The 26811-nt window shown below is 41.8% G+C and carries 24 protein-coding genes; 6 read left to right on the top strand and 18 right to left on the bottom strand.

Going from position 1 to position 26811, the window contains the following annotated elements; all coding sequences use genetic code 11:
- Window positions 1-41: 41 nt before the first annotated feature.
- The 6 genes from A3774_RS13235 to ylqF all read right to left on the bottom strand — a co-directional run bounded on the left by A3774_RS13235 (window position 42) and on the right by ylqF (window position 7157).
- The gene (locus A3774_RS13235) at window positions 42-1028 is read right to left on the bottom strand and encodes a thiamine pyrophosphate-dependent dehydrogenase E1 component subunit alpha (protein ID WP_067868418.1); all 987 of its coding nucleotides are present in this window, start codon (window positions 1026-1028) and stop codon (window positions 42-44) included.
- Between the two features lie 427 nt (window positions 1029-1455).
- Window positions 1456-2646: a BaiN/RdsA family NAD(P)/FAD-dependent oxidoreductase gene (locus tag A3774_RS13230; RefSeq protein WP_075107976.1), complete on the bottom strand. Its 1191-nt coding sequence runs from the start codon at window positions 2644-2646 to the stop codon at window positions 1456-1458.
- Window positions 2647-3005: 359 nt separating this feature from the next.
- The gene (locus A3774_RS13225; RefSeq protein WP_067868470.1) at window positions 3006-3383 is read right to left on the bottom strand and encodes a c-type cytochrome; all 378 of its coding nucleotides are present in this window, start codon (window positions 3381-3383) and stop codon (window positions 3006-3008) included.
- A 68-nt stretch (window positions 3384-3451) separates the two neighbouring features.
- Window positions 3452-5437: a pyrroloquinoline quinone-dependent dehydrogenase gene (locus tag A3774_RS13220; RefSeq protein ID WP_067868414.1), complete on the bottom strand. Its 1986-nt coding sequence runs from the start codon at window positions 5435-5437 to the stop codon at window positions 3452-3454.
- Window positions 5438-5990: 553 nt separating this feature from the next.
- Complete coding sequence (locus A3774_RS13215) at window positions 5991-6248, bottom strand: hypothetical protein (protein WP_067868411.1); 258 nt, start codon at window positions 6246-6248, stop codon at window positions 5991-5993.
- A complete protein-coding gene (gene ylqF / locus A3774_RS13210; RefSeq protein ID WP_067868408.1) occupies window positions 6249-7157 on the bottom strand; it encodes a ribosome biogenesis GTPase YlqF in 909 nt (302 codons plus the stop codon). It abuts the gene before it with no gap.
- Between the two features lie 163 nt (window positions 7158-7320).
- Here ylqF and A3774_RS13205 point away from each other — a divergent pair, with 163 nt between their 5' ends.
- The 3 genes from A3774_RS13205 (at window position 7321) to A3774_RS13195 (ending at window position 9903) form a co-directional block, all read left to right on the top strand.
- Window positions 7321-8538, top strand: a complete 1218-nt coding sequence (locus A3774_RS13205) for an EAL and HDOD domain-containing protein (RefSeq protein WP_067868405.1) — start codon at window positions 7321-7323, stop codon at window positions 8536-8538.
- A gap of 177 nt (window positions 8539-8715) precedes the next feature.
- Window positions 8716-9330 (top strand): DUF2889 domain-containing protein, encoded by a 615-nt coding sequence (locus tag A3774_RS13200; RefSeq protein WP_067868402.1) that lies wholly within the window; start codon window positions 8716-8718, stop codon window positions 9328-9330.
- Window positions 9331-9357: 27 nt separating this feature from the next.
- Entirely contained in the window at window positions 9358-9903 is a 546-nt protein-coding gene (locus A3774_RS13195; RefSeq protein ID WP_067868399.1) for a hydrolase, read from the top strand.
- A gap of 43 nt (window positions 9904-9946) precedes the next feature.
- On the opposite strand, the gene A3774_RS13190 is transcribed toward A3774_RS13195, so the two are convergent.
- The 10 genes from A3774_RS13190 to A3774_RS13145 all read right to left on the bottom strand — a co-directional run bounded on the left by A3774_RS13190 (window position 9947) and on the right by A3774_RS13145 (window position 20904).
- Window positions 9947-10438, bottom strand: a complete 492-nt coding sequence (locus A3774_RS13190; RefSeq protein WP_082792440.1) for a DUF1499 domain-containing protein — start codon at window positions 10436-10438, stop codon at window positions 9947-9949.
- A gap of 195 nt (window positions 10439-10633) precedes the next feature.
- On the bottom strand, window positions 10634-10915 hold the full coding sequence (locus A3774_RS13185; protein ID WP_067868391.1) for a peptidylprolyl isomerase: 282 nt from the start codon (window positions 10913-10915) through the stop codon (window positions 10634-10636).
- 179 nt (window positions 10916-11094) lie between these two features.
- Complete coding sequence (gene bluB, locus A3774_RS13180) at window positions 11095-11769, bottom strand: 5,6-dimethylbenzimidazole synthase (protein ID WP_067868388.1); 675 nt, start codon at window positions 11767-11769, stop codon at window positions 11095-11097.
- 203 nt (window positions 11770-11972) lie between these two features.
- Window positions 11973-13406 (bottom strand): aspartate kinase, encoded by a 1434-nt coding sequence (locus A3774_RS13175; protein WP_067868385.1) that lies wholly within the window; start codon window positions 13404-13406, stop codon window positions 11973-11975.
- 165 nt (window positions 13407-13571) lie between these two features.
- Window positions 13572-14837, bottom strand: a complete 1266-nt coding sequence (locus A3774_RS13170) for an inorganic phosphate transporter (RefSeq protein WP_067868382.1) — start codon at window positions 14835-14837, stop codon at window positions 13572-13574.
- Window positions 14838-14854: 17 nt separating this feature from the next.
- Window positions 14855-15538, bottom strand: a complete 684-nt coding sequence (locus tag A3774_RS13165) for a TIGR00153 family protein (protein ID WP_067868379.1) — start codon at window positions 15536-15538, stop codon at window positions 14855-14857.
- 253 nt (window positions 15539-15791) lie between these two features.
- The gene (locus A3774_RS13160) at window positions 15792-16289 is read right to left on the bottom strand and encodes a GNAT family N-acetyltransferase (RefSeq protein WP_067868376.1); all 498 of its coding nucleotides are present in this window, start codon (window positions 16287-16289) and stop codon (window positions 15792-15794) included.
- A gap of 175 nt (window positions 16290-16464) precedes the next feature.
- Entirely contained in the window at window positions 16465-16839 is a 375-nt protein-coding gene (gene hpf / locus A3774_RS13155; protein ID WP_067868373.1) for a ribosome hibernation-promoting factor, HPF/YfiA family, read from the bottom strand.
- A 164-nt stretch (window positions 16840-17003) separates the two neighbouring features.
- Window positions 17004-17876 (bottom strand): DMT family transporter, encoded by an 873-nt coding sequence (locus A3774_RS13150; protein ID WP_067868370.1) that lies wholly within the window; start codon window positions 17874-17876, stop codon window positions 17004-17006.
- Window positions 17877-17982: 106 nt separating this feature from the next.
- Complete coding sequence (locus A3774_RS13145) at window positions 17983-20904, bottom strand: insulinase family protein (protein WP_067868368.1); 2922 nt, start codon at window positions 20902-20904, stop codon at window positions 17983-17985.
- A 404-nt stretch (window positions 20905-21308) separates the two neighbouring features.
- Here A3774_RS13145 and A3774_RS13140 point away from each other — a divergent pair, with 404 nt between their 5' ends.
- Complete coding sequence (locus A3774_RS13140; RefSeq protein WP_082792439.1) at window positions 21309-21842, top strand: phasin family protein; 534 nt, start codon at window positions 21309-21311, stop codon at window positions 21840-21842.
- Between the two features lie 108 nt (window positions 21843-21950).
- Here A3774_RS13140 and A3774_RS13135 read toward each other — a convergent pair whose 3' ends face one another.
- Window positions 21951-23171 carry a UbiH/UbiF/VisC/COQ6 family ubiquinone biosynthesis hydroxylase gene (locus tag A3774_RS13135; RefSeq protein WP_067868466.1) on the bottom strand — a complete coding sequence of 407 codons (1221 nt, stop codon included), beginning with the start codon at window positions 23169-23171 and terminating at the stop codon, window positions 21951-21953.
- Between the two features lie 227 nt (window positions 23172-23398).
- Here A3774_RS13135 and dbpA point away from each other — a divergent pair, with 227 nt between their 5' ends.
- Entirely contained in the window at window positions 23399-24775 is a 1377-nt protein-coding gene (gene dbpA, locus A3774_RS13130; protein WP_067868365.1) for an ATP-dependent RNA helicase DbpA, read from the top strand.
- Here the strand turns inward: dbpA and A3774_RS13125 are convergent.
- Entirely contained in the window at window positions 24772-25866 is a 1095-nt protein-coding gene (locus A3774_RS13125) for a tRNA-queuosine alpha-mannosyltransferase domain-containing protein (protein ID WP_067868362.1), read from the bottom strand. The genes dbpA and A3774_RS13125 overlap by 4 nt on opposite strands.
- A 228-nt stretch (window positions 25867-26094) precedes the next feature.
- Here A3774_RS13125 and A3774_RS13120 point away from each other — a divergent pair, with 228 nt between their 5' ends.
- Window positions 26095-26682, top strand: a complete 588-nt coding sequence (locus A3774_RS13120; RefSeq protein WP_067868358.1) for a YiiX/YebB-like N1pC/P60 family cysteine hydrolase — start codon at window positions 26095-26097, stop codon at window positions 26680-26682.
- Window positions 26683-26811: the final 129 nt, after the last annotated feature.

Genomic DNA, 26811 nt, shown 5'->3' with positions numbered 1-26811 from the left:
CCTAAACCTTAGTCCTGACCTTTAGGGCTTTACATATCGCCTTAGACAAATACTTTTTCCATTGCTTCTTCAGGTGCTGGATACTCGCTATCACGTGCGAATTTGATCGCCTCATCAACAACTCTATGCGCATCGGACACAAGCTCTGCATCGTCTTCATCGCTCCAGTTGTAGACGTCAGTTAAACGCGCTTTCATCACAGGAATTGGATCGACTTTCATTAGGGCTTCTTTCTCCCCCGCTGGACGATAAGCTTCGCCATCCCCCATAAAGTGACCTGCTAGACGAGAAGTTTCTATTTCAATCAATGTGGGACCAAGACCACTGCGAGCACGATCAACTGCCAAGCCAACCGTCTTAAATATTTCAACGGGGTCGTTTCCTGGAATAAATTCTCCTGGCATTCCGTAAGAAGCTGCACGATCAGAGTTACGTTCAACCGCTGTACTTGCACGCTTGGAGACAGAGATACCCCAAGAGTTATCCTCAATAATAAAAATAACTGGAAGCTTCCAAACACCCGCCATATTGAGCGCTTCATGGAATGCCCCTTGGTTAGCAGCACCTTCACCTAAGTAAGCAACGGCAATACCGCTTTTCTGCTGCATAACACGTGATAGAGCGGCACCTACGGCAGGACCAACACTTTGACCAATAATGCCAGAGCAAGAGAAATTAACCGCCGGATCAAAAATATGCATATGACCGCCACGGCCACCACTTAACCCTGTTGTTTTGCCAAATATCTCAGCAGCCATCCCCTTAAGATCAACACCTTTAGCAATAGCAACATGGTGGGGACGGTGGGTAGAGGTCACTATATCTTCAGCATTTAGGTGTGCGCACACACCAACTGCGCAAGGTTCCTGACCGTTAGAAAGGTGCATTTCACCAGGAATTGGGCCATTAGCCATATTGAATGCTGGCGATTTGCCCTCCATATAAATTTTCTCAATAGCTTCTTCAAAAAAACGGCTAATGAGCATGTGTTTATACATCCATTTTTCTTGTTCTTGGCTAGGTATCATCTCAAGCTCCCAAATATTCAAAACTGTTTAACAACGCAATAAAATCTACTCTAACCAAGGCAAACGTCATGCCACAAGCACCTTTATGATGTAACATATTGATTTATAAGAATTAAAATAGATATGCAGTTTTAAGAATCGACTAAAGAAAATAGGCTGACACAGTTCGTGCGACACTATGTTCCAAAGAGATTGGCACACAAAAACGCACATTGCACAAAAGATAAACAAGGACGTTAAAGACGACTTAAGAAGAGGCGTAGTTTATTAAGGTTAGGGATAACAAGTCATAAAAACGACTTAATAACCCTTCCCCCATTTATCGCTCAAGTAGCGGTAAGAATGATTGATGAGTTGAAGTTAATCTATTATTAATACGATAGTTGACCCAGACCATAACAGGTCAAAGGGGTTGGATTCGATACACTTAAACCACTTGCCCTGCAGCAAAACCTGAAGCCCATGCCCATTGAAAATTATGCCCTCCTAGATGGCCAGTGACATCTAAACACTCGCCAACGAAATAAAGTCCTGGTACTTTTTTCGCTTGCATAGTTTTTTGATTGATCTCATTAGTATCGATACCACCCAGTGTAACCTCAGCAGTTCTATAGCCTTCAGTACCCGAAGGTTTAATCGTCCAACGACGAAAAGCGTCATTAATCATCTCGAGCTGTTTATTAGAAAACGAGCCCATTACCCCACTTAATTCAAACTTAGCGCATAAAATTTGCGCCATACGCTTACTCATTTGTTGAGCCATGATAGTGGTTATTTCCGCCTTTGGACGTGCACTACGCTGCTCTTTTAGCCATTCTAATAAATCAAGTTCAGGAAACAGGTCTAACTCAACATCGTCACCGGGATGCCAATAGTTAGAAATTTGTAAAATAGCGGGCCCACTCAAGCCTCGATGAGTAAACAACATCATCTCAATAAAGCTCGTTTTGATGCCTTTTTTATCAGTCACACTTGCTTGGATTAAATGAGATACGCCAGACAGCTCTTTCAGTACCTCTTTATCTTTTGGCTGCAAAGTAAAAGGTACCAATGAAGCGACGCGCGGCAGTACCTGAAGTGAGTACTGCACGGCCAGATCATATGCAAAACTGGTCGCGCCACCGTTAGGGATCGACAGCCCACCTGTCGCAATAACAACAGATTCAGAATTTATTTTCCCATTTGACGTTGTCAGAACCCAGCCTTTACCACTTTGCTCTACAGAAATCACAGTTGTTTCTGTTTTTATCTCAACACCGGCCCATTCGCACTCAGTCAATAGCACTTGAAGAATCTCTTTACTGGACTCATTGCAGAAAAGCTGACCTAAGGTCTTCTCGTGATACTCAACCCCATGACGATCCACTAGGTCGATAAAATCTTGTGCTTTATAACGACTTAAGGCAGATTTGCAAAAATGTGGGTTCTGGGAGATGAAATTAGCTGGGGAATTATGCATATTGGTGAAGTTACAGCGCCCACCACCGGACATAAGAATTTTACGACCAATCTTCGCCGTATGTTCTAAAACAAGTACTGATCGCCCCCGATAACCGGCTGTTGCAGCGCACATCAATCCCGATGCACCAGCACCAATAATTACAACATTATACAACAACGCGCTCACCCCTAAATCGACCTAATAAGTGAAGGTTTAAAGCGCGTTAGTTTAACATACCACTCTCTACTAGGTTGCCTTTTTATAGTAACCAAAGATCAGTCGACACACAGAATGTCTGACACAGGCACGTAAGCCGGAACTGAGGTTAGCGTTATTTTTACAGGGCATTCGACAAGATCAGAACAAGAGATAATGCCATTAGCAAACAACTTTTTAATAAAAGAAAATACAATCTCTGAGCTGTATTTCATGATTTAAAAAGATAAAGATACAAAAGCAGAATAGATAGAGAAGCGAAAGCATTAAAACACCCACTGGTTATGCGGGTGTTCTTAACAACAAAAGGAACTTCTTAGCTACAACTCATCTATTGCACCTAAGTACTTTATATATGAGACTAGCGACCAGATCTCATCCTCACTAAAAACTTCGCCCCAAGGAGGCATCGGCGTTGCACCCTGTCCGCCATTAAAAATAGTTTGATAGATATATTTAGGTTCTAAATCATCTCCTCTGCCAATAAATAAATCAGGCTCATGTCCATGACAATAATCCGCACAAGTCGAGTGGAAAATCCCTTTACCTTCTTCAATTCGTTCTGAATCAGTTAAATCAACGGGTATTGAACTCTCGTCATCAGATGCACCGTCTGACGATGGGACGCCACCCGCAAGCACAGCATTAAAACTAAAAATGGCAAATAAAACTGACAAATAAATCGCTATTTTTTTCATAATAAACTCATTTAACAAAGATAAAGAGGGCTAAAAGAAAATCCTTTAGCCCTCCACAGGCCTTAGCCTTACTTACCACCTACTTGAACAGCCACAAGCTTAGCATCGGTACCCGCACCGCCTACTGGCATCACAACATAGTGTTTACCATTAACGCTGTACGACATTAATGCCCCAAAAACGCCGCCAGGTAATTTCACTTCTGAAATCAACTTACCGGTTTTAGCATCATGAGCGTACATGTACGGCTCTTCTTCTTCTCCTGTTGCTTGAGCAATCAGAGCATTACCACGTGTAGATAAACCTAACACACTATAAGTACCTTCTGGCGCAACAAACAGTACATCTTCAGTCAATGTAAAATGACTCTGACGAGGAACACCAACACGGCCTAAGTTAAGGTGTTTAATCTCAGGATGATTAACAGGCCCCTTACCCGCAGGTATACGCCATAGATGCTCACCAGTATTCATATCGACTGCTGTCATTGTAGAGAACGGCGGCTTAAACAAAGGCAGGCCTTTTGGACCACCTACACCAGCCCAAGTACCTGTGTACTTATAGGCGGCTGATTTCTCTTTCTTCAGCTTAATGCCAAATGGAATGGTAAACGAGTTTACGTAGAGAACATTGGTTTTAGGGTTATGAGCAGCCCCAACCCAACTAGCACCACCAAGAACACCAGGAACTTGAAGCGTACCGGCTTTAGTTGTTGTAGGCGGCGTAAATAACTCACCGTAGTTATAACGTTTCAGGATTTTCATTGCGCCTTTTTTCAGTTCAGGCGTCAGATCGATCAAATCGTCCTGTGTAACCCCCTGCTGAACAAAAGGAGCAGGCTTCGTTGGGAAAGGCTGCGTTGGTGACGATTTTTCACCAGGCACAGTGGATTGAGGAACAGGACGTTCTTCAATTGGCCAAATTGGCTTACCATTCAGACGATCGAATGCGTAAATGAAACCTTGTTTTGTAACTTGGACCGCCGCTTTTATTTTCTTACCATCAACCGTAAGATCCATTAAGTTCGGCGCGGTAGGAATATCATAATCCCATAACCCATGGTGAACTAATTGATAGTACCAAGCGATTTTTCCTGACTTAGCATTTAAGGCAACAAGAGACTCACCGAACAAACCATCCCCTGGACGCTCACCACCATAAAAGTCATTGGTTGGTGTAGAGAATGGCAAGTAAACTAAACCATTTTCTTCATCACAGCTTGGGCGTGCCCACATATTCATGCCACCGGTGGTTTTCCAAGCATCGCTGTCCCAGCTTTCATTACCTTTTTCACCTTTCTGAGGTGGGTTATGGAATACCCAAGAACGCTTACCGGTCTTAATATCAAACGCCTGAATATCACCTGCAGGATGGTTTTGCATAGGCGGACGACCTACAGCAAAGGAGTCCAACACAGCCATACTTGGGATAATTTGATTACCACATACAATTGGTGGTGACGTTAAAGATATAATTGCACGATCGACCGGCTTGAGTAGACCTTTGGTCATATCTATACGACCATTATCTCCCCAAGATTTTATAGGCTTACCTGTTTTTGCATTAAGCGAGATAAGATAACCGTCAGCGGTGCCAAGGAGGATACGCTTGTCACTCCCATCTTCCCAATAGGTTACGCCGCGACTAATAAAGCCTAAGTTTGGTGGAGAACCAAACGCGTAAGCTTTAGGGTCAAACGTCCATAATGTTTTACCTGTTGCACCATCAATAGCAGATACCAACGACATAGGTGAACTAGAATAGATAATGCCATCGATAGCCAAAGGAGTACTTTGGTTCATCCATGTCCGTAGATCAGGGTTGTCTTTCCATAATTGATTATCAGGCATGGACCATTCCCACGCTACTGACATATCCTTCACACTCTCGGTCGTTACAAGTGGCGCTTCTGAATATTTAGATCCAGATTTATCACCATTATACTCAGTCCAATTGGACTGGTTTGCAGCATAAGTGGTGCCGCTTATTGCTATACTAGAGACAGCAACTGCTAGAGCAATCTTTCTAGGGCTGAATAATTTATATTTATACATTAGCCGCTTCCTTTACTGTGGATTTCCGCTAGGGTTTATTATTTCTATGTAAGAATCCAAGTGAGAAACATGATTCTCATACCTAAAAAAGCAGATTTTATGCCATCGATATTTTTATTTTAAAAATCAAATAGTTAAATAAAAACGATTGCGTAAAAAAGGAAGTTAAAGCCGACACAGTGTTCCATTGAATTAACTTAATGAAACAGACTGTATCATGAGCTTATTTTCATAAGCAGATAATCTGTTAATACAAAAAAAGCAGTGACAAGAAAAAATCAAGTCCAAGTAACAGTGATTGCAGAAACAACAAAAAACCTATTTTCACAGGTTTACTAAAATTACTTATAGTCTGGAGGGTGAGCAGCAAACGACTAATCAGCACATACTCAAAAGAAAACTAATATTATATTTAAAATTATCATTAACAAAAAAGTGTACTCAAACTCTACATCAACTGATCATGCACTAAAGCAAATTCCATTCGAGTAAATCAGATCGAGCACACCTTCACTTCAAGCCTTGCGTACTTTTCTACATTGGAACCACAACATTAACTTTGTTGAGCTTTCTCTTTATTCAATTTACGGATCTTATCAGCTAAGCGTGTTTTCCGTTGCTCTTGAGAATTTTCATCCTCTTCACTCTCTGCTTTTTTCTTTTCATAAACTGATTGATGCCGCTTTTTCTTCTCCAACGCTTTACGACGACGGCTATCATAACTATCCGGATCCGCTAACCGCTCTCTACGACTAGGCCCTGAGTCATCAATAAATCCCTTAGCCTTACGACTTTTCTTAATACGTGCCATTTATTTTTTACCTTCACTTTCGGCAGCGAGTGCCTCAGCTTCTATTCGTTCAAGTTCAGCAATACGACGTTTTTCCGCCCACTCCTCAACCGTTTCAAAACTAATTCGTCCTAACTTACCTGAACGTAGCTCATTAAGAAGCAACGTCGAGGCTTTGTTGCGGTCAACTACACCGCCGGGACGAAGACAGCCCCTTCTACGCCCTATTTCATCTAGCACATCTTCTGCAATAGTTGGCATCTCTTTAAATTTAAATCGCGCGATCAAACGATCGGGATAATCATTCCGAAGAAAGCCCGCGACAAAAATGGCTACATCCTCATGCTCTATCGCTGTATCTTTTATCGCACCGCTGGCGGCCAAACGATAACCTGAATCTTTATCGTCAATTTTAGGCCATAAAAAGCCCGGTGTATCAGAAAGCGCCATACCATTATGTGTTGTGAATCGCTGCTGAGTTTTAGTAACAGCCGGTTCATTTCCAACTTTAGCAATCTTTCTACCTAGCAACGCATTGATTAATGTAGATTTTCCAACATTAGGAATACCCATAATCATAGCACGCACAGGACGATCAGAATTAGAACGCGAAGGCACCATCTGCTTACAAATATCAGCGATACGGTTAATTAATTTTTTCTGAGTGTAATCTAGTGCTATCGCCTTAGTTTCAGGCTGATTGTTAAAATATTCAAGCCATTCCTGCGTACGTTTTTCATCCGCTAGATCACTCTTATTCAGCAATTTTAATCTAGGCTTGCCTTTACGAAGCGTATTAACCAGCGGATTTTCACTCGATTGTGGCAACCGTGCATCAATGACCTCAATAATCACATCAACTTCATCCATTACGCTAGCAATCTCTTTCCGAGCTTTATGCATGTGTCCCGGAAACCAATTTATACCCATTACCAAACCCTGATAAAATTAAAGTTCAATATTATACTGTATGAAACCTTAATTAGCTTAAAAGAAATAAAGAGCAATAATTTTCCCTAAAGATATAATAGGCAGACTACACTATAGATATAGCCTGATCATGTTACGCTGATAGATAGGATGGCCTGCTTTTATGGATCAAACAGAAAACTCACAAGTATTAATGGCCCGACAGCCAATCTTCGACCGGAACCAAAAAGTTGTTGCCTATGAGTTATTGTATCGAACTGAGGATGTTCAAGGACACGCTCTCTTTGCAAACTCTGAAGCGACCAGCGAGGTCATTCTTAATGCTTATACTAGCATCTCTGATTCCGGTGAACTTAAGCGAGTGCCTGCTTTTATTAATCTCACACGGGATATATTGGTAGACCAACAACTTCCAGAAGTATCTAAAAAATATATTGTACTTGAGATACTTGAAGATATTGAACCTGATGAAGAAGTGGTGGGCGCGGTTCAAAAACTGCATTCTGAAGGTTATAGAATAGCAATGGATGATTTTGTCTATAACCCCAAGTATGACCCATTATTAAAACTTGCCCATATAGTCAAAATTGACGTTTATGAATTAACAATGGAGCAAGTGCGTGAGCAGGTAAAAGAGCTTAAGAAACACAAAGTCACCCTCCTCGCTGAAAAAATAGAAACACACGAACAATTAGAAACGTGCATTGAGTTAGGCTTCAAGCTTTTCCAAGGGCACTTTTTAAGCAGACCAAAGGTTATTAAAGGCAAAAAGATACAGGGTAGCCAAGTAGCGCTCATGCAGTTAATACAAGAACTGCAAAGCCCTAAAGCTACACCGGAGAAGCTAGAAGAATTGATAATGAGAGACCCTGCATTAACTTATAAGTTGCTGCGCATAGTCAATTCAGCGGGTTATAGCTTAGTGCGTCAAGTTGAGTCTATCGCAGAAGCCATCGTTCTCCTTGGTTTAGAGCAAGTCAAAAAATGGGCAACCTTGATCGCAATGTCTTCAAATCAAGAAAAACCCGAAGAACTGTCCAGAAGCTTGCTGATTCGTGGGCGAATGTGTGAAGAGGTAGCCCATGCAGCTAAGCTAAATAACTACGGGAGTTACTTTATGGCGGGTATAATGTCAGGTCTGCATGCAATGCTCGACATTGAGCGCGAGACAATGCTAGAACAAGTGCCTCTTGGTGATGATATAAAAGAAGCGGTTAGTTTAGGCCAAGGCCCTATAGGTACAGTACTACGTAATGTTGTGAACTATGAGAATGGTGACTGGGATCTACTGCCACCTGATCTAGACGGCAATATTTACGACAAAGCTTACCGAGCTAGCCTCGAATGGGCTCAAGAATCCATGCAAGCAATGTATGAATAGATAAACGTTGTCTATATTTTGATTATCTATTTAAGGCAACAGAGTGTTGCCTTTTTTATTGCCTTTAGCCGCACACCAAAGTTTATAATGTTCTCAGTCTAAATAAGCTTTAAAATAATCTAATAACTTCCGCAACAGTCGTTCAATAGGCTGTCAGACCATAGTGTTTATCTATTTATGCCATTACCTATAGCCTCTGCCCGTTCACTCAAACATACCCGCCGCGTTATTTGTGAAGGTTTTAAACGTGAAGACGGTTTATGGGACATTGAAGCCCATCTCATCGACACAAAAACGTTTAGCATGGATTACAAAGACAGAGAGAACGGCATCATTCCCCCTGGGGAGCCTTTGCATGGAATGTCTGTACGTATCACCATTGATATGGATCTCAATATACTAGATGCGGTCGCTTCGATGGATTACACCCCCTTCAGTGGCTGTAAACAAATTACCGAAGCCTATAAGCAACTTATTGGACTGCAAATAGCACGGGGCTTTACAGGTAAAATAAAATCACTCTTTTCTGGACGCGGGGGATGCACACACCTGCTTGAATTACTTGGACCTTTAGCAACAACCGCCTTCCAAGCAACTCACCAAGAACGTGAATTAGCGGAAAACTTCTGGCAAGATGGCGACAAAAAGCCACCTATGCTAGATACCTGTCACGCACTTGCGGCTAATGGCCCTGTCGTCAAAGAGTACTGGCCTCATTTTTATGAGCATGATAATAATAAAATAATTCCTACAAACTCAGTCAAAGCAACCGAATCAACTGATGAGTTTTAACTAATAACCGTTACATGAGACTTAATTATGCTGATCCATCCAAACAAATCATGTCTATTGATTGTCGATATTCAAGATAAATTAGTCCCAGCAATTGATGAACCAACTGAACTCATTAAAAATACTCGATGGTTAACCGAGATAGCCGCTAAAGTTAACGTGCCTATTTTAACATCCGAGCAATACCCCCAAGGCTTAGGACACACAATACCGGAAATTGCAGAACTTATACCCGAAGAAGGGATAATGGAAAAAGAACACTTTTCCTGCATGTCAGAACCGAGCTGCAATGAAAAAATTAACGCACTACGCCCAAATCAAGTTGTTGTTGTTGGTATGGAAGCGCATGTTTGTGTTTTACAAACAGCGATTCAATTAAAGCAGCAAGCAAGAGAAGTCTATGTTGTGGCGGATTGTGTGTCGTCAAGAGATCCTAAAGATAAAGCTTTAGCATTGGAGCGCATGCGTCAATGCGGTATATACATTGTAAGCCGAGAAATGGTTGCATTTGAATGGATGCAGAAAGCAGGAACTGATACTTTTAGAGAGATCAGTAAGAACTACCTAAGATAGACTTATGCCTAGCCAATCACGTAACACGCTAGATTGGCTAATTTCACCGCCCTATCCGTTCCTCGAGTAACTCAACGAATCGTTCAACCCGCTTTGCATTGACCCCTAGGTCCGATTGTCCAACACGTGAGGCCGAACGGAAGTTAATTTCCCGAGTATCCATATCTATACGCACCTCAAAATCATCAACAAACCCCCATAAGGTGCTAGTAAAAATAGCAGAAATGTAAGTATAAGATTCTAATTGAACGTCTCCGCCAACCTCAGTAACGAGGTTTTTAACCAGAAGACTTAAAGACTCTATACTATCAACCTGTGCGGGGATCACAAAAGGCTCGACAAAATGATTTTTATCTTCAGGGTACTCTGAACAGACACAGTTAGGCTTAGACCCACAAGGTGCCAAACGTCCCTTTACCAAACCGACGGCCCTGCCTTCTTTTGAAGCCATCGACATAAAACCAAAGATCAGTAAAACTACTATAACTAGGACTGCTGCAATCCATTCCATTTTATAAAAATGCTTCCCTACCATTCCTGTCGATACCACTTTTTACATGCAAAGGGCTTCCACTGCATATAGGCCTAAGATACCAGCTCCACCCACGCAGGTATAACTAATTTAATAAGTTTATTCTTCACAAGAAGCCTAGACAAACCCAGTAGCATTAATTAGATACAAAAAAAGAGCACTAATCACTCACTGCTCTTTTTTACAAATGCGGACTACTTAATCGTCTCGGCTAGTTACTTCAAGAAGATGGTAACCAAACTGAGTTTTAATAGGGCCTTGAACAACACCGACATCACCGGTAAATACAGCTGTATCAAACTCAGGAACCATCTGACCACGGCCAAAAGAACCTAAATCTCCACCCTCACCACCAGACGGGCATGTAGAGTGCTTTTTTGCGGCTTCAGCAAAGTCAGTACCTGACTCAATTTCAGCTTTAAGCTGGTTACATTTTTCTTCAGTATCGACCAAAATGTGACGTGCAGTTGCGCGAGCCATCATTTAACTCCTATTGTAATATTCAGTTTTGAGAACAGTACCTGCCTACCTAAACTTAGTCCAGTCACAACTGTTCTGGAGTTTAAAATAAACCGTTTTAGCACAGTAATAGAGATGCACTTTTCCTCTTTATCCATTATTAAGAGTGAACATACCGTCAAAAGCAAACAACATACTGTTTACTTAATTCCCCAAGAGTCTGTGAAAATCATCTCTTTTAGCTGGGTTCGCTTTTCCCACTCAGCAAGCTCAAGCTCAGGTTTTTTTAAAAACTCAGAAACATAACCTACGCATAAGTAAGCTACAGGCACAACGCCATCCGGTAAATTCAAAAGCTCACTCAGGGTTTCTTTTTCTATAATTGAAACCCATCCCACACCCACATTTTCAGCACGCGCAGCCAACCAAAAATTTTGAACGGCGCACACCGTACTATATAGATCCATCTCAACTTGATGAGTTTTACCTAAAACCACAGGTCCACCCCGTTCACGATCACATGTAATACAGACGTTAAGCGGTGTATCAAGGATTCCTTGTAGCTTTAGGCTTTGATATTTATTACGCCGTTCACCCTCAAACATCTGTGCCGCTTCATCGTTAGCAGAAACGAAGGCTTCATAAATTTTCTGCCGTTTTTGCGGATCACGAATAAGAATAAAGTTCCAAGGCTGAGATAAACCAACGGAAGGCGCATGGTGAGCCGCATGTAATATATTGGTTAGTACTTCATCAGGGATCTCATCAGCTAGAAATTGGCCACGGACATCACGACGTCCATATAGTACATCATAGAAATGCTCCCGCGCTTGAGGTGTTATATCCTGCTGCTTTTGATCATTATTGGAAGGCATTAAATCACTCAGTATAAGTTACAGAAACTCACAGGATAATAGCTATTAATAATAGAAAACCTATACATTAGGTAAAAATTAAGACTACGTCGTCTTCAATAGAATAGAAAAACAGACTTGAATCTAACTATAAACTAGATTCAAGTCTGTTAAAACGTCGCAACTCAGTTGCAACTGCAGTCTAAGTAACTTAACCAGGCAACTTAAACCGCAGAATTTTTTGAAGAGCCTCTCTGCTCAATCAATGCAGCATGCAGCGCTATCACCGCTTGCTCATAGTCTTCCTCAGAAACCACACATTGCATCTCAACCTGACGAATGGATTGATGTAATGCCATTACATTGATCCCGGCTTCTGCTAATGCGCTAACCGTACGAGCTAAAATACCTTTAACTTTCATCTGAGAGCCTATAGCAGACACTATAGCCAAATTATGTAAGCGAATCTGACCTTCGGGATACATCTCTTCCATCAGACGTGTTGCACGATTAACCATTTTACGAGAGCCACCTACATAGTAGGTAATACTGTTTGCATCGGCATCTTTATTAATTACATACAGCTTCAGTTGTGAAAGCAGCTTAGATATCTCAATATCATAAGCAGCATCACCAAGCATCTCTTGGTCAAATATTTCAATACCGAAAACATCTTTACGCCCAGCAACAATCTCAACACGAGGTGTATCGCTATGATATTCTTGGCTAATTATTGTCCCTTCATGTTCAGGCTCAAATGCATTTTTAATACGTAGTTTTACGCCATTACGACGTAGACCTTTGGCCGCTTTAGGGTGGATAGCTTCCATACCTAAGTTGGATAACTGGTCAGCCACATCATAGTTCGTAGCACCTATAGTCATCACATTATCCGGCCCAACCAACATAGGGTCCGCCGAACTTAGATGATACTCTTTATGAATAATTGCTTCGTTTGCACCGGTTACTGTAGCGATCATACTAAACGTCATCTCACTGTAACCACGATCAAAGGTTTTCATTAACCCTTCTTCGCAATGTGTATAACCTGTCGCTATCAACATTTCACTTGCAATATCGACATCTGAAAACTGTTGCTGAATCATCTCCTCAAAGGGAAGAGGTTGATCCATATGCCAACCGGTTAGATCAACAAAACGAGCATTAATACCTGCTTTGCGCAAAGCAAGTACCGAGTTGTATGCACTATGAGCTTCACCAATTGATGCCAACATTTCTCGCACTTTCATCAAGTGTTCTTCTAACTGAAAATGCCCATAGGTACACAAGTGATGTAAACTTTTCATACAATCACGAACATCATTCAGTCGCTCGATTACAAAGCTATCAGCGGCATTACGCTCAAACTCTGCATCTGCAAAAAGTTCAGCATTAATCTCTTCCATACGCGCTTGAACTTTATTTAGCTCATCAACCCAAGCTTGTTCAGACTCAGCATTAGCGAACCGTGCATAAACCCCTGGTTCACCTGTTTTTTTATGCTCTAGAAGGTAATTGGTAATCCCCCCATACGCAGACACAACAAAAATTCGGTTATACAGTTCTTCTGGAGCGGTACGTTTACCCACCAAAATAGTGTCCATCAACTCCTCAAAGCGGCTCATTGAAGTACCGCCGATCTTCTCAACTGTATGCATTGTTTTTCCGAATATTACTGGTTGGATTTTGGGTAGACCCAAAGCAAAAAATTGGGCACAAATTTTACATTAATATAAGCTTTTTTGTGATCCTTTTTAAACATTAAGTAAAAAAAAGCCCTGTAATTCATTCATTACAGGGCTTTCTTCATTATCTTTTTCGTTCTAACTAAACATACCCTTAAACATAAAGAAGAATATTATGGCTAGACCCGCACCAGCGGGAAGCGTGACAACCCATGATACAAAGATCGTACCTACAATACGCATATTTAACGCGGCCATACCCCGCGCTAAACCAACACCCAACACGGCTCCCACCAAAGTATGCGTAGTTGAGATAGGCAATCCCGTGCCTGAAGCGAATACAACGGTTGTTGCAGCTGCTAAGGTAGCAGCAAAACCACGACTTGGCGTTAATTCAGTGATATTACTACCGACTGTTGCAATAACCTTATGACCATACATAATTAGCCCTGCAACAATACCCGCACCACCCAATAGCAAGATCCATACAGGCATCGCCGTTTTCTGTGCAACTTCACCGCCTGCAGCAACAACCCCAACGACCGCAGCCAAAGGACCAACCGCATTAGCCACATCATTAGAACCATGAGCAAATGCCATTGCACACGCCGTAAACATCATCAAAATGCCAAACAGCTTCTCAACACTCGCAAAGTGATGATCACGATCAGCTTCAGGGTCCGGTTGAATGTTTTTCTGCATCCGTATACCAATCAGCATAACTATCACACCAATGGCTAATGATGCTAAAGCACTTTCACTCCAACTAAAATCAAGCCCCACATGTTTCAGGCCTTTAATGAAGGTCACCATAGAGACCATAAACCCTACTAAAAAGGTATAAACGGGAATATACTTTTTAGCATTTATAAAGGGATCTTTTGTATCTAAAACTAAGCGTTGCACACTCCTAAACAAGAAGAATGCAATCAAACCCGCGGTAACCGGCGAAACAACCCAGCTTGCGACAATCTTAGTAACCTTACCCCAGTTGACCGCATCAACAGAGATACCCACTGCAGCAAAACCAACGATGGCACCTACAATCGAATGGGTTGTGGAAACGGGCCAGCCAAAATGCGTAGCAACCAGTAACCAGATACCTGCAGCTAAAAGCGCTGAAAGCATACCAAACACAAGTAACTCAGGTGTTCCTGCTAATAGACTGGGGTCAATAATACCTTTACGAATTGTTGCCGTAACGGCACCACCGGCTAAATAAGCACCCAAAAACTCAAACATAATCGCGATCATAATCGCTTGTTTAAGTGTTAACGCCCTTGAACCTACCGAGGTGCCCATTGCATTGGCAACATCATTTGCACCAACACCCCAAGCCATAAAGAAACCAAATACGCATGCAAGAATAACGATTATGTCGCCGTACTGAGCAATAATTTCCATTCTAATAACCTACCAAATTAACGAGCGACGAGTAGCTGCAAGCGGCTACCGACTTGTTGAGCACGATCAGCTAGATCACCTATCAAAGTAATTACCTGATATAAAAACATGACATCAATTGGCGGTAACTCTTTCTCAATACTGAATAACTTTGCACGAATATCTCTCTCGTGCTCATCAGTACGGTGTTCCAACGCATCTAATTGATCTAGCATCTTCTCAATCACACTGATCTCATGGCCACCAAATCCGCTATTAACCAGTTCATCAAGTTCATTAAGCGCCGTTAAAGCTTGTTCTGATGTTTCCAAAGCAACGCGAACATACTCGGTCATATCTGATTGAATAATCGCAGGTATAGACATTTCTCGTCCAAGCATTAGACCTGAAATGTCTTTAGCCCGATTGGCAATTTTGTCCTGCATTCTTAAAAGCTCTAATAGGTCGGTACGGGGAACAGGTAGAAAAATACTCTTCGGGAGGTTCTGACGAATATCTTTCTTCATTGCATCAGCATCGCCTTCAAGCACGGCGATCTTTCTTTGAATTTTTTTAGCCTCTTCCCAATCATCAGCCATTACAGCTTCAAAAAAAGGAATTAGCTCTATCGCACATTCTTGCGCTTTAGCGATGTGTTCCTGCATAGGTTTGAACGGCGAACGCGCAAACATCTGCAAAAATGGATTATTGGTAGAGACCATACAACGCACCCTAATGAGTCGAAAAAACATTTTTGAGCGGAAAAAACAAAATGCTCAGGCGCGCGAATTATGACGGATTTGTTACGCTGAGTAATTACAGTTTTATGACAATTTGGCAATTAATTGATAAAAAAATCACTTTTTTTGATTTCACACACATAGCTGATATACATAGCCCATAACTTGCATTCGCAAAGCATACCAATGTATATACACAAGCTTATTTGCCTAGAGCCTCACCAATTAGTGCTACTCAATTCAAAAAAGTGGCAGCTATACATTCATATTGACGAAATCCCTGCTTGAGCCAAAAAGAAGCCGCGATACTATTATCAAGATGCCAGCCAACTTGCATAGAGGTCGCTCCCTGTACCAACAACCACTCCTTTGCATACTTGACTAAAGTGGTACCAATTTGATGGCGGCGCATTAGAGGATTAACCCAAAGATTAAAAAGAACCCCGCTCTTTGGTTGATCATATCCCCGCTGCGTGTTCTGAATAACGGCTATCGTGCCACATATTTCATTATTTTCATTAACAGCAACACACACTTCCGCCTCATCTTTAGCTAAACAGCCCTGTAATGTGTTTTTAAGATGGACTCTCTGTTCATCCAATAGCGGTTTGCCAAAGGGATTGAAGTGATAACTCGGTAACTCACAGATTAAGTGCTCCCACATAGGGTAAACAATAGCCCATTCATCTGCTTTTACACTTAACACTTTAATATCAGACGAGAGTGAATTCATGGCAAAACACCTTCATAAATAACTATGAGTAGATTTTAAAATTGAGCCCTTATATGCAGCTTACAAAATCACAATAGCTATGGAACACATTAAAGGACTTTCTAAGCACTTTAAATTTTAACTCAGATACAAAAATGCCCAGCTTAAGCTGGGCATTCTCTATAGATGAATAGTCCTATTGAACGAGTGTCATCTCTTCTTCATCATAGTCTTCATCAAAAGCGTCATCTACAGCAGACTCTGTTGCTGGTTTCTGCGCACCTTTCTTATTAACATTTTTCTGATGAATTTTATCTAGCTGGCGATCAATTTTATCCGCTAGAGTATCAAGTGCTGCATATAAATTATCGGCACTCGCTTTAGCAAATATATCTTTGCCCGCAATATGAATAGTAGCTTCTGCCAAATCCTCACGATCATTTTTTTCTAAGATAACATGGGCGCTAGTAATAACCTCATAACGCTCCTGACTGTTGTTTAGCCATGCTTCTACTTTGTCTTTCATATTGTCAGAAACTTTAGCATTGCGGTGAGTGATTTTAATGTTCATGTGTAAATCCTTAATGCAATGTTGCTATTAGGGGACTCAATTAAAATGCCTTTCAATATCCCCTCTACACTTACAGTAGTACCACTCCTAGCGAGGATTACAAGCACTTTATTGACATCTAGATAAAAAAATCAATCTCTACTAAAAAATTGAACACTCTCTGCTCAATTATCCGCTTTTGATTGTTTGTTTTTGCGAGAAACAGCAGAAAGAATACCTGCGCTAATAGTTAAAACGACACCAATAATGCTATTTAGATCAAGCACCTCTTGCCAAAACAACCAACCCAACAGAGCTGCAAATACAACCGATGAGTATGTATAAGGCCCTAACTGACCAGCGGGCGCTAATCCGTAGCCTTTACTCAATAATAACTGGGCAATTGTTGAGGTTATAGCAACACAAAGAAGCCACCCACAAGCGGCTAATGAGGGCGTTACCCAATTAAGCATCGCAGGAACAAAAGCCAACACTGTACTAAAAAATGCGAAATAGAAAACAACCTGCTGCGGAGATTCACTGATACTCATCCGGCGGACAATCACTTTTGCCAAGGCGCCTAATATGGCACCAAACAAGGCAATTAACACAGCGATATTAATCGTTTGGTCGGTAGGATTTAAAATAAGAAAGACACCGCAAAAGCCAATGAAAATAGCAGTTTTAACCCTGTTACCAATACGCTCACCTAGCCAGAACAAAGCGATCAAAGGTACAAAAAAAGGCGCTGTTTGTTTGATAAGGGCTGCTTCGGCCAGCGGCAAATTCCCCCATGCATAATACAAACACATCATTGCGGTAACGCCGACGGCTGCGCGGGCAAAATGTAAATGTAAATTTTGAGTATAGATGCGATGTAAACCGACACTATAAAGCCATGGAAGTATAAGTAGTAATGCAAAAAGGTTACGCGCAAGGACAATTACTTCGGTTGGTAGCTCACCGCTTAATTGTTTAATGAGCATCCCTGAGAGCACCAAAAAAAACTCTGACAGGATAATCAGTAACGCTCCACGATAAAGCGGATTGATAGGCATATATACGGCCAAACAAAAAAGCCCCTATATTTAGGGGCTATGGGTAAATGTAATCGCTTAACGCACGTCAGCCACTTAATTTATCAATATAGCGACTTACCCGCCGTTAAACCTCGATGATCTCAAAGTCCGATCCAAGCGTCTCTGCCTGAGCTTGGCTAGTAACCACCGCTATACTTGCTTCAGCATCAAGTAAATAGGTTTCTGCAACACGTTTCAGATCATCAATAGTCACCTGCAATATACGTGAACGCACTTTACGACGCTGTTCTGGCGTACGACCAAACAAACTACTGTGATAAGCCTGCTTAGCTTCTCCGGCTGGAGAACCTGGTTTATCGATAGAACTAACCACACCCAGAATCGCTTCCTCCAGTCGCTGCTCATCGTGTTCACTGTCTAACAGCCATTTTATCGAAGCATCAAAATCATCCAAGGTTTCGGTTAAACGAGGATCACGGTATGAGAAAAACCTAAAAGCGGCATCTCCTGAATCCTGACCTGCCCCCGAACCATAAGCACCACCACGCTCACGAATAGCTCTATGTAAAAAACCATTGCGTAAAAAATCACCGAGTACAGTCAACGCAGCAGCATCGGGGTGCTCAACTGCCACTGTAGTAAAAGCTTTTGCACAAAAGCTAACTTGTGTACTCGTCACCCAAGCCTGCTTAACCTTCTCTCTCAAGGGTGGCAAACTAAACAGTTCAGTAGACTTATCAGCTAATGACTGCCAGCTACTTTCTAAATAGCCTTGCAGCTGGTTCTGATGCTCCTCTTCAGCCACCATTAAAAACTGCTTTGGTGCTTGTGCAATTTTTTGATGTAACTGCTCTAAGCGTTCAGCAAGAGACTTAAGTGCAGAATCCTGTTTTAAGTCATCATCTAGGGTCTTGTAAAAATGTATAGACTCAAGTCCTTTTGTCGCCTGAGATAATGCCGCGGCGGGGCTCATCTTCGAAGTCGCTGCCATCATCGCTAACGCATGACCATGACCAGTTATACTTTGTTCTTTACGGGTACGCTGTTGAGAAACAACCTCTTTTATACGAGCTAACTCATCAAAACGAGCGCAAGCTAAAGTCTCTTTCAGAAGATCAGTCAGCTGCGCCTGCTTAGAAACAAGCGCTTTACCTGACAAGGTAAAGTAACCTTTAACATTTTGCTCATCATCAGGCATACCTCGCACAGATGCAAAAGCATGAATTCCACCCGTTACTTCTGTTTGATACTGCTGATTTTCCTGATAACTACGTTCACCACAACCTAGCTCTGTAAGCAGATGGCTATATAAAGGTAATAGATGCTGTTCCTCCTGGTCTAACGCAGGAAGTTGAATAATCACCTGTTGATAAACTAATCCATTCGTTGCTCTATCAAAGCGTACATAAGGTAACTTAGAGGCTACACCTGTCGGTTCAGGCACTGACATATCATCAGGCACATCCGCTAATGTCACTTTAGGTAAAATAGACTCATCATCTTCATGATACTGTCTTGCTTCAAGGGCAGCAGCACGATCAATAACTTTCTGTTTTTCAGCCTCACTTAGGCTTGCTTTAATCTTATTAAGCTGCGCTTTTTCAGCCGAATCTCGTTTCACAGCCAATTGATTATCAGGGCGTAAGGTTAAGCGCACTCGATGGGGGTTATTGATAAGGTCTTTAACCATCCCTTTAATGAAATTAGGATCTTTAATCTCTTCACGCAGCTTGTCTAAAACTGGATCAAGATTAAGTAAAGCGATTGGATCTCCTCGATTGATAGCCGCACCTAAAGAAGCCATTAACAAGCTCATACCATAAGGGTAGCCATCACCATTAATCTCTCTTTGATGAAGTTCTAACTGATGTAACTGAGCTTCCAACATTGCGATCGGCACACCGTTCTCTGCAACTTCAGCTAATACATTTAGCACTAAAGCTTCAAACGCATCAGCATCTTTTGGCTCACTGCCTTCTAGACCACACATAAAACTCATTTCACGATTAGAATCTTCTAAACCGCACAAGGGTGAAGGAGCACTGCCCAGATCCGTTGTTTCTAGCGCAAAACGCAAAGGAGATGCACTGTTATCCAACAGTACTCGAGACATAAGATGCGCTTTCAACTGCGCCTCCAAGTCATTAGACTGACCTAATAACCAAGCCAGAACATGATGCGTTTTACCTGTTGTATCCTCTTGATCTAACTCATACCCCTCTTCTACACGTAAGGGTGAGAAATAACGTTTTTCATCATGTATCTCAATCGTTTCATCTAGTTTTTCAAACCGAGAGAGCGCCTTATCTTCAATAACAGCCTGTAGATCCGCAGCGGGAATATCACCAAAGGTCATGATAACCGCATTACTCGGGTGGTAATGGGTTTTATAGAATGCTAACAGCTCATCATAAGTAAGATCAGGGATACTTTCCGGCTCTCCCCCACTGTTATGATGATAGGTCGTAGTCGGAAATAGATATTTTGTCACTGATTGCCATAAACGAGAAACCGGCGAGCTCATCGCCCCTTTCATCTCGTTAAACACTACACCTTTATATTCTAAATCCGATTCAGCATTATTAGGTTCAGAAAACTCGACACGATGCCCCTCTTGCTCAAAATCCATTTGATCTAAGCGACTAAAGAAAACCGCATCAAGGTATACATCTAATAGATTATAAAAGTCTTTACGGTTTTGACTTGCAAAAGGATAAGCCGTCCAGTCACTACTGGTCATCGCGTTCATAAACGTATTTAGAGAACGCCGAGTCATCATAAAAAATGGGTCACGTACAGGAAAACGTTCACTGCCACACAAAGCTGTATGCTCCAATATATGTGCAACACCTTTAGAATCTTCTGGAACTGTCCGCAAGCCAACTAAGAAAACATTTTCAGTATGGTCAGCTGCTATATGGTAATGCACAAGCCCCGTTTTGGTATGACGATACTCTGTAACATCAATCCCGAGTGATTCTATTATTTCTGTACGGATAAATTCGAAAGTCTTATGCGGGGTTGGAGCAGTCTGAATAATTGTCATGAAAAAAATTGATCCCGTTACTGACAAGCTTAAAACCGGTAAAGCATCCTGCTTTGAGACAATAAATACAGAAAACTCTACCCTATTGATTGATTGTAATGACTATTAGCTACGATGAACAACCTTGAACAGCCTAAGTACGCATAATTCTTCGACTCTTTTTAATCAACTAAGGTCTAAGAGAGACGCTAATAGCTATTATAGCAACCAATACTCCCCCACAGAAAAGCACCTTAAACCAGCTATCTAATTGTTTATAAAGAGATAAAAATAGGAAGAGCAAAAAACAGTCTTTTTTTGTGCATTGCACAAAAAAATATTTGACAGGTTATTTATTAATCACTATATTGAATACAAATGCTGCAACGCACAAAGTTAATTTTTGATTCTCAGAGGAATTGAACATGTATGATGATCTGATGAAAGACGTCCAGGAAAAAATGCAACCAGCAATTGATGTTGCTGAAGTAAATAAAAAAGCGTTGGAAACTTTGTTTTCCCTTCAGTCTGAATACGTAACAGACTTTGTTGATTCAAGTGTTGCTCAGCTAAAAGCACTTTCAGAAGTTAAAGATGCTAAAGACGCTATTGAGCTTCAGGTTCAATTTTTCAAAAACTTAGAAGTAAAAATGACTTCAGTCGCTGAAAAAGAACTCGCTGCATTAACAACTGCAAAAGATGAGATTTCAGACATTGTTGAGAAAAGTCTTTCTGAAATAAAAGAGATGCCTTATGTATCCGACTTCAACAAATTTATAACAGAAGCGACTGAAGCAACTACAACCGCAATTTCTGAAGCGACGGCGGCTGCAACACCTGTAGCGGCGGAGCCAAAAGCAAAAACAGAACCTGCAGCAGCCCCTGCAAAGAAAGCTCCAGCGAAAAGAGCGCCTGCAAAGCGTAAACCTGCAGCGCCAAAAGCAGCAGCGAAAGAATAGATCGTTTGGGATCACGTTACGATCCCACTTCTCTACTCTGGCTGGTTAATTCAGCCTATATCCTTTGCCGGTCGCCCTGACCGGCTTTTTTTATCCAGAATTTCTATCCTAAATATCTTCTGATCTTGCCAAGTCGGGCAATGGCCCTTCAAGCCCCATAGCAAAGCGCATCACTTTATTTCGAGCAGGACTCACTTTACCCGCAATACCTAAACCTAGATTACGCAGTAGTTTTAATGGACCGCTTTGGTTACTAAAGACACGATAAAACAGATCCATGGTTTGCATCATAATGAGGTTATGTTGACGGCGTTGTTTTTCGTAATCATTCAATACCTCTAGTTCAGTGATATCTTCACCCGTCTTAGCAGCAACAAGCAGTGTTTCAGCGAGTGCAGCAGCGTCTAACAAACCTATGTTAACGCCCTGGCCTGCCAGCGGGTGGATCATATGGGCAGCATCACCTGCTAGGGCAACACCTTCAAGTACATACTGCTGTGCGTGCTGTCGTCTTAGTGGAAAAGCGCCACGTCCTAAGAGTTGATCTATATTCCCTAAACAGTCAGGAAAGACCGATGTTAATTCAGCCATAAAGCGATCATCAGGCAATGCCATTAACCGTTTTATCTCATCTGGGGTGTTATACCAAACCAGAGATGCGTGATTACCAGATAGTGGAAGAAAGGCTAAAGGCCCAGTAGGAGTAAATTGCTGCCAAGTGATATCTTGTTGCAGATAGTGGGTTGTAACTGAGGCAACTAATGCACTTTGTTCATAATCCCACTTATTAACGCCAATACCTGCCGCTGAACGTACCTTTGACTCACCACCATCGGCCGCAACCAGAAGCCTTGCTATAATTTCTCGATCATTATCTAAACGAATGATGCTGCTACCAGGAGAGTAATCAATCTCTTGAATACCTGCAGGGCAGATAAGGTCGATATTATCAAACTGCTGCAAACGCTCTAGCAAAGCTAATTGAATGATACGATTTTCTACAATATGGCCTAGGTAATCACAGCCAATATGATCTGAAACGAACTCTGTAGCAGCCTTCTCTTCACTCGCCTCCCACACTTTCATACGACGATAAGGACAACTACGGCGCGATAATATACCTTCCCAAGCTCCAACCTTCTGTAAGATATTTTGAGACGCTACACTAATAGCTGAAACACGTAGATCGTGTGGCTGCTCACTATCAAACTCCGCAGGGTAGTGATTTTCAAGAACCGCCACAGATAGATTACTACCACCTAAGGCACAAGCGATTGTCGCACCAACCATGCCACCGCCTACTATCACAACGTCATATCGAGTCTTCATTTTTTCTACCAAATCATCGTTAAATGCAGACACGAGTATACGCAAAAAAAATACTGACTTCTTGAAAAGGAGCCGGAAAATAATGAATCTTCTAAGCTATCCCTTTTTCACCTCAAGCTTTATAAATAATTCTGTCCTTAAAGGCGATTTACGACGCTTTTTTCTCCGAAGCAGACGAATTTGATTTATAATCAACTCATCTTTAATCCTTTCCAAATGAGCCTACTGTGTCCAATACCCTTTTTTCCAATTTAGACCTACCGCAATCCATGCTTGCCAACCTAGATAGCTTGGGTTATCAACATATGACCGCGATTCAAGAGCAAGCATTACCAGAACTACTTGCAGGTAAGGATCTAATAGCCAAAGCCAAGACTGGCAGTGGTAAAACAGCTGTTTTCGGTATTGGCACGCTACTAAAACTCAAGACAAAGAACTTTGCCACACAATCGTTAGTGCTTTGTCCTACCCGTGAGCTTGCCACCCAAGTCGCTAACGAGTTGCGTAAACTTGCACGCTTTACAGAGAATGTGAAGGTTTTAACTTTATGTGGCGGGCAGTCTATCGGGCCACAGATTGGCTCTTTAGAGCATGGTGCACATATTGTTGTAGGCACCCCAGGACGCATTAAAGATCACCTTCGCAAGAAAACCTTACGCTTAGAACAAGTCCATACAGTTGTTTTAGATGAAGCCGACCGTATGCTAGATATGGGCTTTGCAGACGATATTAGGGATATCATCTCCCATGCACCCAAAAAGCGTCAAACACTACTCTTCTCTGCGACCTACCCTAAATCAATCGCTAAACTTAGCGCTGATATTCTAGTAGACCCTGTGACAGTTGAAGTTGAATCAACCCATAGCCAAAACCAAATTGAGCAATATTTCTTTGAGATTAACAAAGAAAATAAACTCAATAATCTGACAGATATTATCAGTAACTATCAACCTGAGTTTGCAGTAATTTTCTGTAATATGAAGCAAACTTGTAACGATGTTCAACAACACCTAAAAGCGATGGGCTATAGCGCTAGAGCGATCCACGGCGATTTGGAACAACGAGAGCGTGACCAAGTGCTTATGCAGTTTGCCAATCGCAGCTGTTCATTCTTGATTGCAACGGATGTGGCAGCACGTGGCCTTGATATTGACGAGTTACCCTGTGTAATAAACTATGACATCACCCGCGATGCTGAGGTACACACCCATCGTATTGGCCGTACTGGTCGTGCAGGAAAACAGGGGATCGCCCTCAACCTTTATCAGCCATCAGAAGCCTATAAAGTAGCGGCAATTGAGACCTATCTAAAGACTGAATTCAGTGTGACGCCTTTACCTACCGCCAAAGCAGACTTTGTTCCTAGCAAGCCTCCCATGACGACACTTTCTATCGCGGGCGGTAAAAAAGACAAAGTACGCCCAGGCGATATTCTCGGTGCTCTGACCGGTGATGCCGGGATTGATGGCAGCCAAGTCGGCAAGATCAACGTACTAGATTATGTCGCTTACGTTGCTGTTGATGCTAAAGTGGCTCGGTCTGCAGTAGAGAGCTTAAATAAAGGCAAAATTAAAGGTCGTAAATTTAATACTCGCCGCCTTTAATTAACCACATTACCTAATGCAACCTGCTGAATAATACGACGGTAATGGTCCGCCATTACCGTCCAGTTCAAATGAGAAACATCGACACATTTAAGCCCTCTCCCTGCTTTTTTATAATCAATCAATTGCTTTAACAAAAGCGCAAGCGTCTCAGCCTCATCCTCTCCACTATAGCGACAGCCTTCAGGGAACAGTTCGGTATAAGCGAGCCTATCAGGGACAACAGGAAACGCACCTGCAGCCGCACCTTCAAGTACAGCAATACCTTGATAATCATGTAAGGCCGTTGATAGAACCACATCAGATTGCTGTAACAACTGCTGATAAGCCAAGCGCGACGGCATATAGCCCCAATGCCCTATCCTATCGGCCAATAACGCGTTAAGTAGATCGAACTGTTTAGGAATCTTACGAAACTGCTGACCAACAATATTGAGCGTAAAATCCACATCTAAATCAGATAACAACCGCATGCTATCTAAGAGTAATTGAGGGTTTTTGTCATACTCCCAACGGTGATTCCAAGTAATAGTAAACTCGCCGTTTATAGCAGTACTCGGCAAAAAACTATCATCACACAAAGGGACAGACAGCACTGAGGAGCGCTTCCTAATCCTCTCAATTAAACCTAAAGGCACTTGATCAGGTAATTTAGCCAGTAAAGCAGCCGCGCCTTCTAACATTGTCTTCCGGTTATACTCACTGTTAAACAAGCAGTAATCCGCTGCTAAGGCGGTATATAAGTTCAAAATACAAGGCTCTACGCTCTTAAACTCTTTTCCTGAACTTGGATAAGCAAATTGATTCTCATGAAAATAAACCAAGGTAGGCGTATTAGCCAAAGAGGGAACAAAACCCCGCAAGGAGGATAAGTCGGTCATCGATGTAGCGATCACTAAATCATACGGCTGGGAGAGTGTTTCATATTCAGAGAAAGCCCAGCTTAAGCTATTACCTCTCATCCGCCAGCTGAAGTATCGACCCGGTAACTTAAGTACCGTCCATTGATATTCAGATAAGTGTGCGACTAGGCCTTCTCGCCAATAAACATGGCTATCAGCATCATAAGCAGACAATAGTAAAATGCGCATAAATAAACTAGCCAACTCCGTTCGTTAAAATGACTGCTGTTAAGTCGTTGGCATTTTACCCCTCCCCCTTTTATTTGCACCCAACCTATAGAGCTAAATGCGCCATAAAGTATCAATATACGCGACTTGTTAAAATTTAATCCCCTTATAGTCAGATAAAATTAATACTTGCTCCAACAAAAAACGGATGACGTTTAAATATTAAGTAAGTAGCAGGAGATAGCAGAGATGAATACACAACAACTGGATCAACTTGAAAAAGAGATCACTAATAAAGTTAAAGAAGGCGATATTATCTTCATCTCGATTAATAGCTTTCTCTATCGCCAAGTCGCCAAAGGCACTGGAAGCTGGACCTCACATGTGGGCTTTATAGTACGCGAAGATAATGAGTGGTATGTACTCGAAAGCGCAGTTCCTAAAGTAACACGCTGCCCCTTACGCAAGTTTCTTTCTAGAACAACCAATAACGAAGTCAGTGTTATGCGGGTAAAAGAGGGGCTTAATCAAGAACAAATTACGAAACTTAAAACTGTCGCTGAAACAAAAATGGGCCGTTATTATCATTTGGGATTTAAATACGATTCTAAACGCCAGTTCTGCTCAAAGTTTGTTCACCTGACCTTCAAAGAGGCCTTAGGTATCGAAATTGGTAAAGTCCAAACCCTAGAAGTATTACTACAAGAAAACCCTCAAGCAAGTGTTAACTTTTGGCGCTGCTGGTATTTAGGGTTTGTACCTTGGCAGCGAAAAACCATTACACCGGCTAGCCAACTCAATGATCCGAAATTAGTCCCCGTATATACACAATGCTAGCGGCTAATTTATTACGGTATATTCGGCACAAAAAAAACCACTTACGCGTCACTGCTGTCCCATAGTTTTGGATGGTAAATGAAAAAGCCTGAGATCCACTGGTAAACTGTTGTTACCACACACCAGTTA

It is taken from the genome of Neptuniibacter marinus (assembly GCF_001597725.1).
In the GTDB taxonomy this organism is placed as follows: domain Bacteria; phylum Pseudomonadota; class Gammaproteobacteria; order Pseudomonadales; family Balneatricaceae; genus Neptuniibacter; species Neptuniibacter marinus.
Note: the sequence above shows the minus strand (reverse complement) of the source record. Positions and strands in the feature narration are given on the sequence as shown.

What these genes read in the sequence shown, in the direction of transcription:
- A3774_RS13235 (WP_067868418.1), bottom strand. Translation starts at nt 1,028, where the DNA reads ATGATACCTAGCCAAGAACAAGAAAAATGGATGTATAAACACATGCTC.
- A3774_RS13225 (WP_067868470.1), bottom strand. Translation starts at nt 3,383, where the DNA reads ATGAAAAAAATAGCGATTTATTTGTCAGTTTTATTTGCCATTTTTAGT.
- A3774_RS13220 (WP_067868414.1), bottom strand. Translation starts at nt 5,437, where the DNA reads ATGTATAAATATAAATTATTCAGCCCTAGAAAGATTGCTCTAGCAGTT.
- A3774_RS13215 (WP_067868411.1), bottom strand. Translation starts at nt 6,248, where the DNA reads ATGGCACGTATTAAGAAAAGTCGTAAGGCTAAGGGATTTATTGATGAC.
- ylqF (WP_067868408.1), bottom strand. Translation starts at nt 7,157, where the DNA reads ATGGGTATAAATTGGTTTCCGGGACACATGCATAAAGCTCGGAAAGAG.
- A3774_RS13205 (WP_067868405.1), top strand. Translation starts at nt 7,321, where the DNA reads ATGGATCAAACAGAAAACTCACAAGTATTAATGGCCCGACAGCCAATC.
- A3774_RS13200 (WP_067868402.1), top strand. Translation starts at nt 8,716, where the DNA reads ATGCCATTACCTATAGCCTCTGCCCGTTCACTCAAACATACCCGCCGC.
- A3774_RS13195 (WP_067868399.1), top strand. Translation starts at nt 9,358, where the DNA reads ATGCTGATCCATCCAAACAAATCATGTCTATTGATTGTCGATATTCAA.
- A3774_RS13190 (WP_082792440.1), bottom strand. Translation starts at nt 10,438, where the DNA reads ATGGTAGGGAAGCATTTTTATAAAATGGAATGGATTGCAGCAGTCCTA.
- A3774_RS13185 (WP_067868391.1), bottom strand. Translation starts at nt 10,915, where the DNA reads ATGGCTCGCGCAACTGCACGTCACATTTTGGTCGATACTGAAGAAAAA.
- bluB (WP_067868388.1), bottom strand. Translation starts at nt 11,769, where the DNA reads ATGCCTTCCAATAATGATCAAAAGCAGCAGGATATAACACCTCAAGCG.
- A3774_RS13175 (WP_067868385.1), bottom strand. Translation starts at nt 13,406, where the DNA reads ATGCATACAGTTGAGAAGATCGGCGGTACTTCAATGAGCCGCTTTGAG.
- A3774_RS13170 (WP_067868382.1), bottom strand. Translation starts at nt 14,837, where the DNA reads ATGGAAATTATTGCTCAGTACGGCGACATAATCGTTATTCTTGCATGC.
- A3774_RS13165 (WP_067868379.1), bottom strand. Translation starts at nt 15,538, where the DNA reads ATGGTCTCTACCAATAATCCATTTTTGCAGATGTTTGCGCGTTCGCCG.
- A3774_RS13160 (WP_067868376.1), bottom strand. Translation starts at nt 16,289, where the DNA reads ATGAATTCACTCTCGTCTGATATTAAAGTGTTAAGTGTAAAAGCAGAT.
- hpf (WP_067868373.1), bottom strand. Translation starts at nt 16,839, where the DNA reads ATGAACATTAAAATCACTCACCGCAATGCTAAAGTTTCTGACAATATG.
- A3774_RS13150 (WP_067868370.1), bottom strand. Translation starts at nt 17,876, where the DNA reads ATGCCTATCAATCCGCTTTATCGTGGAGCGTTACTGATTATCCTGTCA.
- A3774_RS13145 (WP_067868368.1), bottom strand. Translation starts at nt 20,904, where the DNA reads ATGACAATTATTCAGACTGCTCCAACCCCGCATAAGACTTTCGAATTT.
- A3774_RS13140 (WP_082792439.1), top strand. Translation starts at nt 21,309, where the DNA reads ATGTATGATGATCTGATGAAAGACGTCCAGGAAAAAATGCAACCAGCA.
- A3774_RS13135 (WP_067868466.1), bottom strand. Translation starts at nt 23,171, where the DNA reads ATGAAGACTCGATATGACGTTGTGATAGTAGGCGGTGGCATGGTTGGT.
- A3774_RS13125 (WP_067868362.1), bottom strand. Translation starts at nt 25,866, where the DNA reads ATGCGCATTTTACTATTGTCTGCTTATGATGCTGATAGCCATGTTTAT.
- A3774_RS13120 (WP_067868358.1), top strand. Translation starts at nt 26,095, where the DNA reads ATGAATACACAACAACTGGATCAACTTGAAAAAGAGATCACTAATAAA.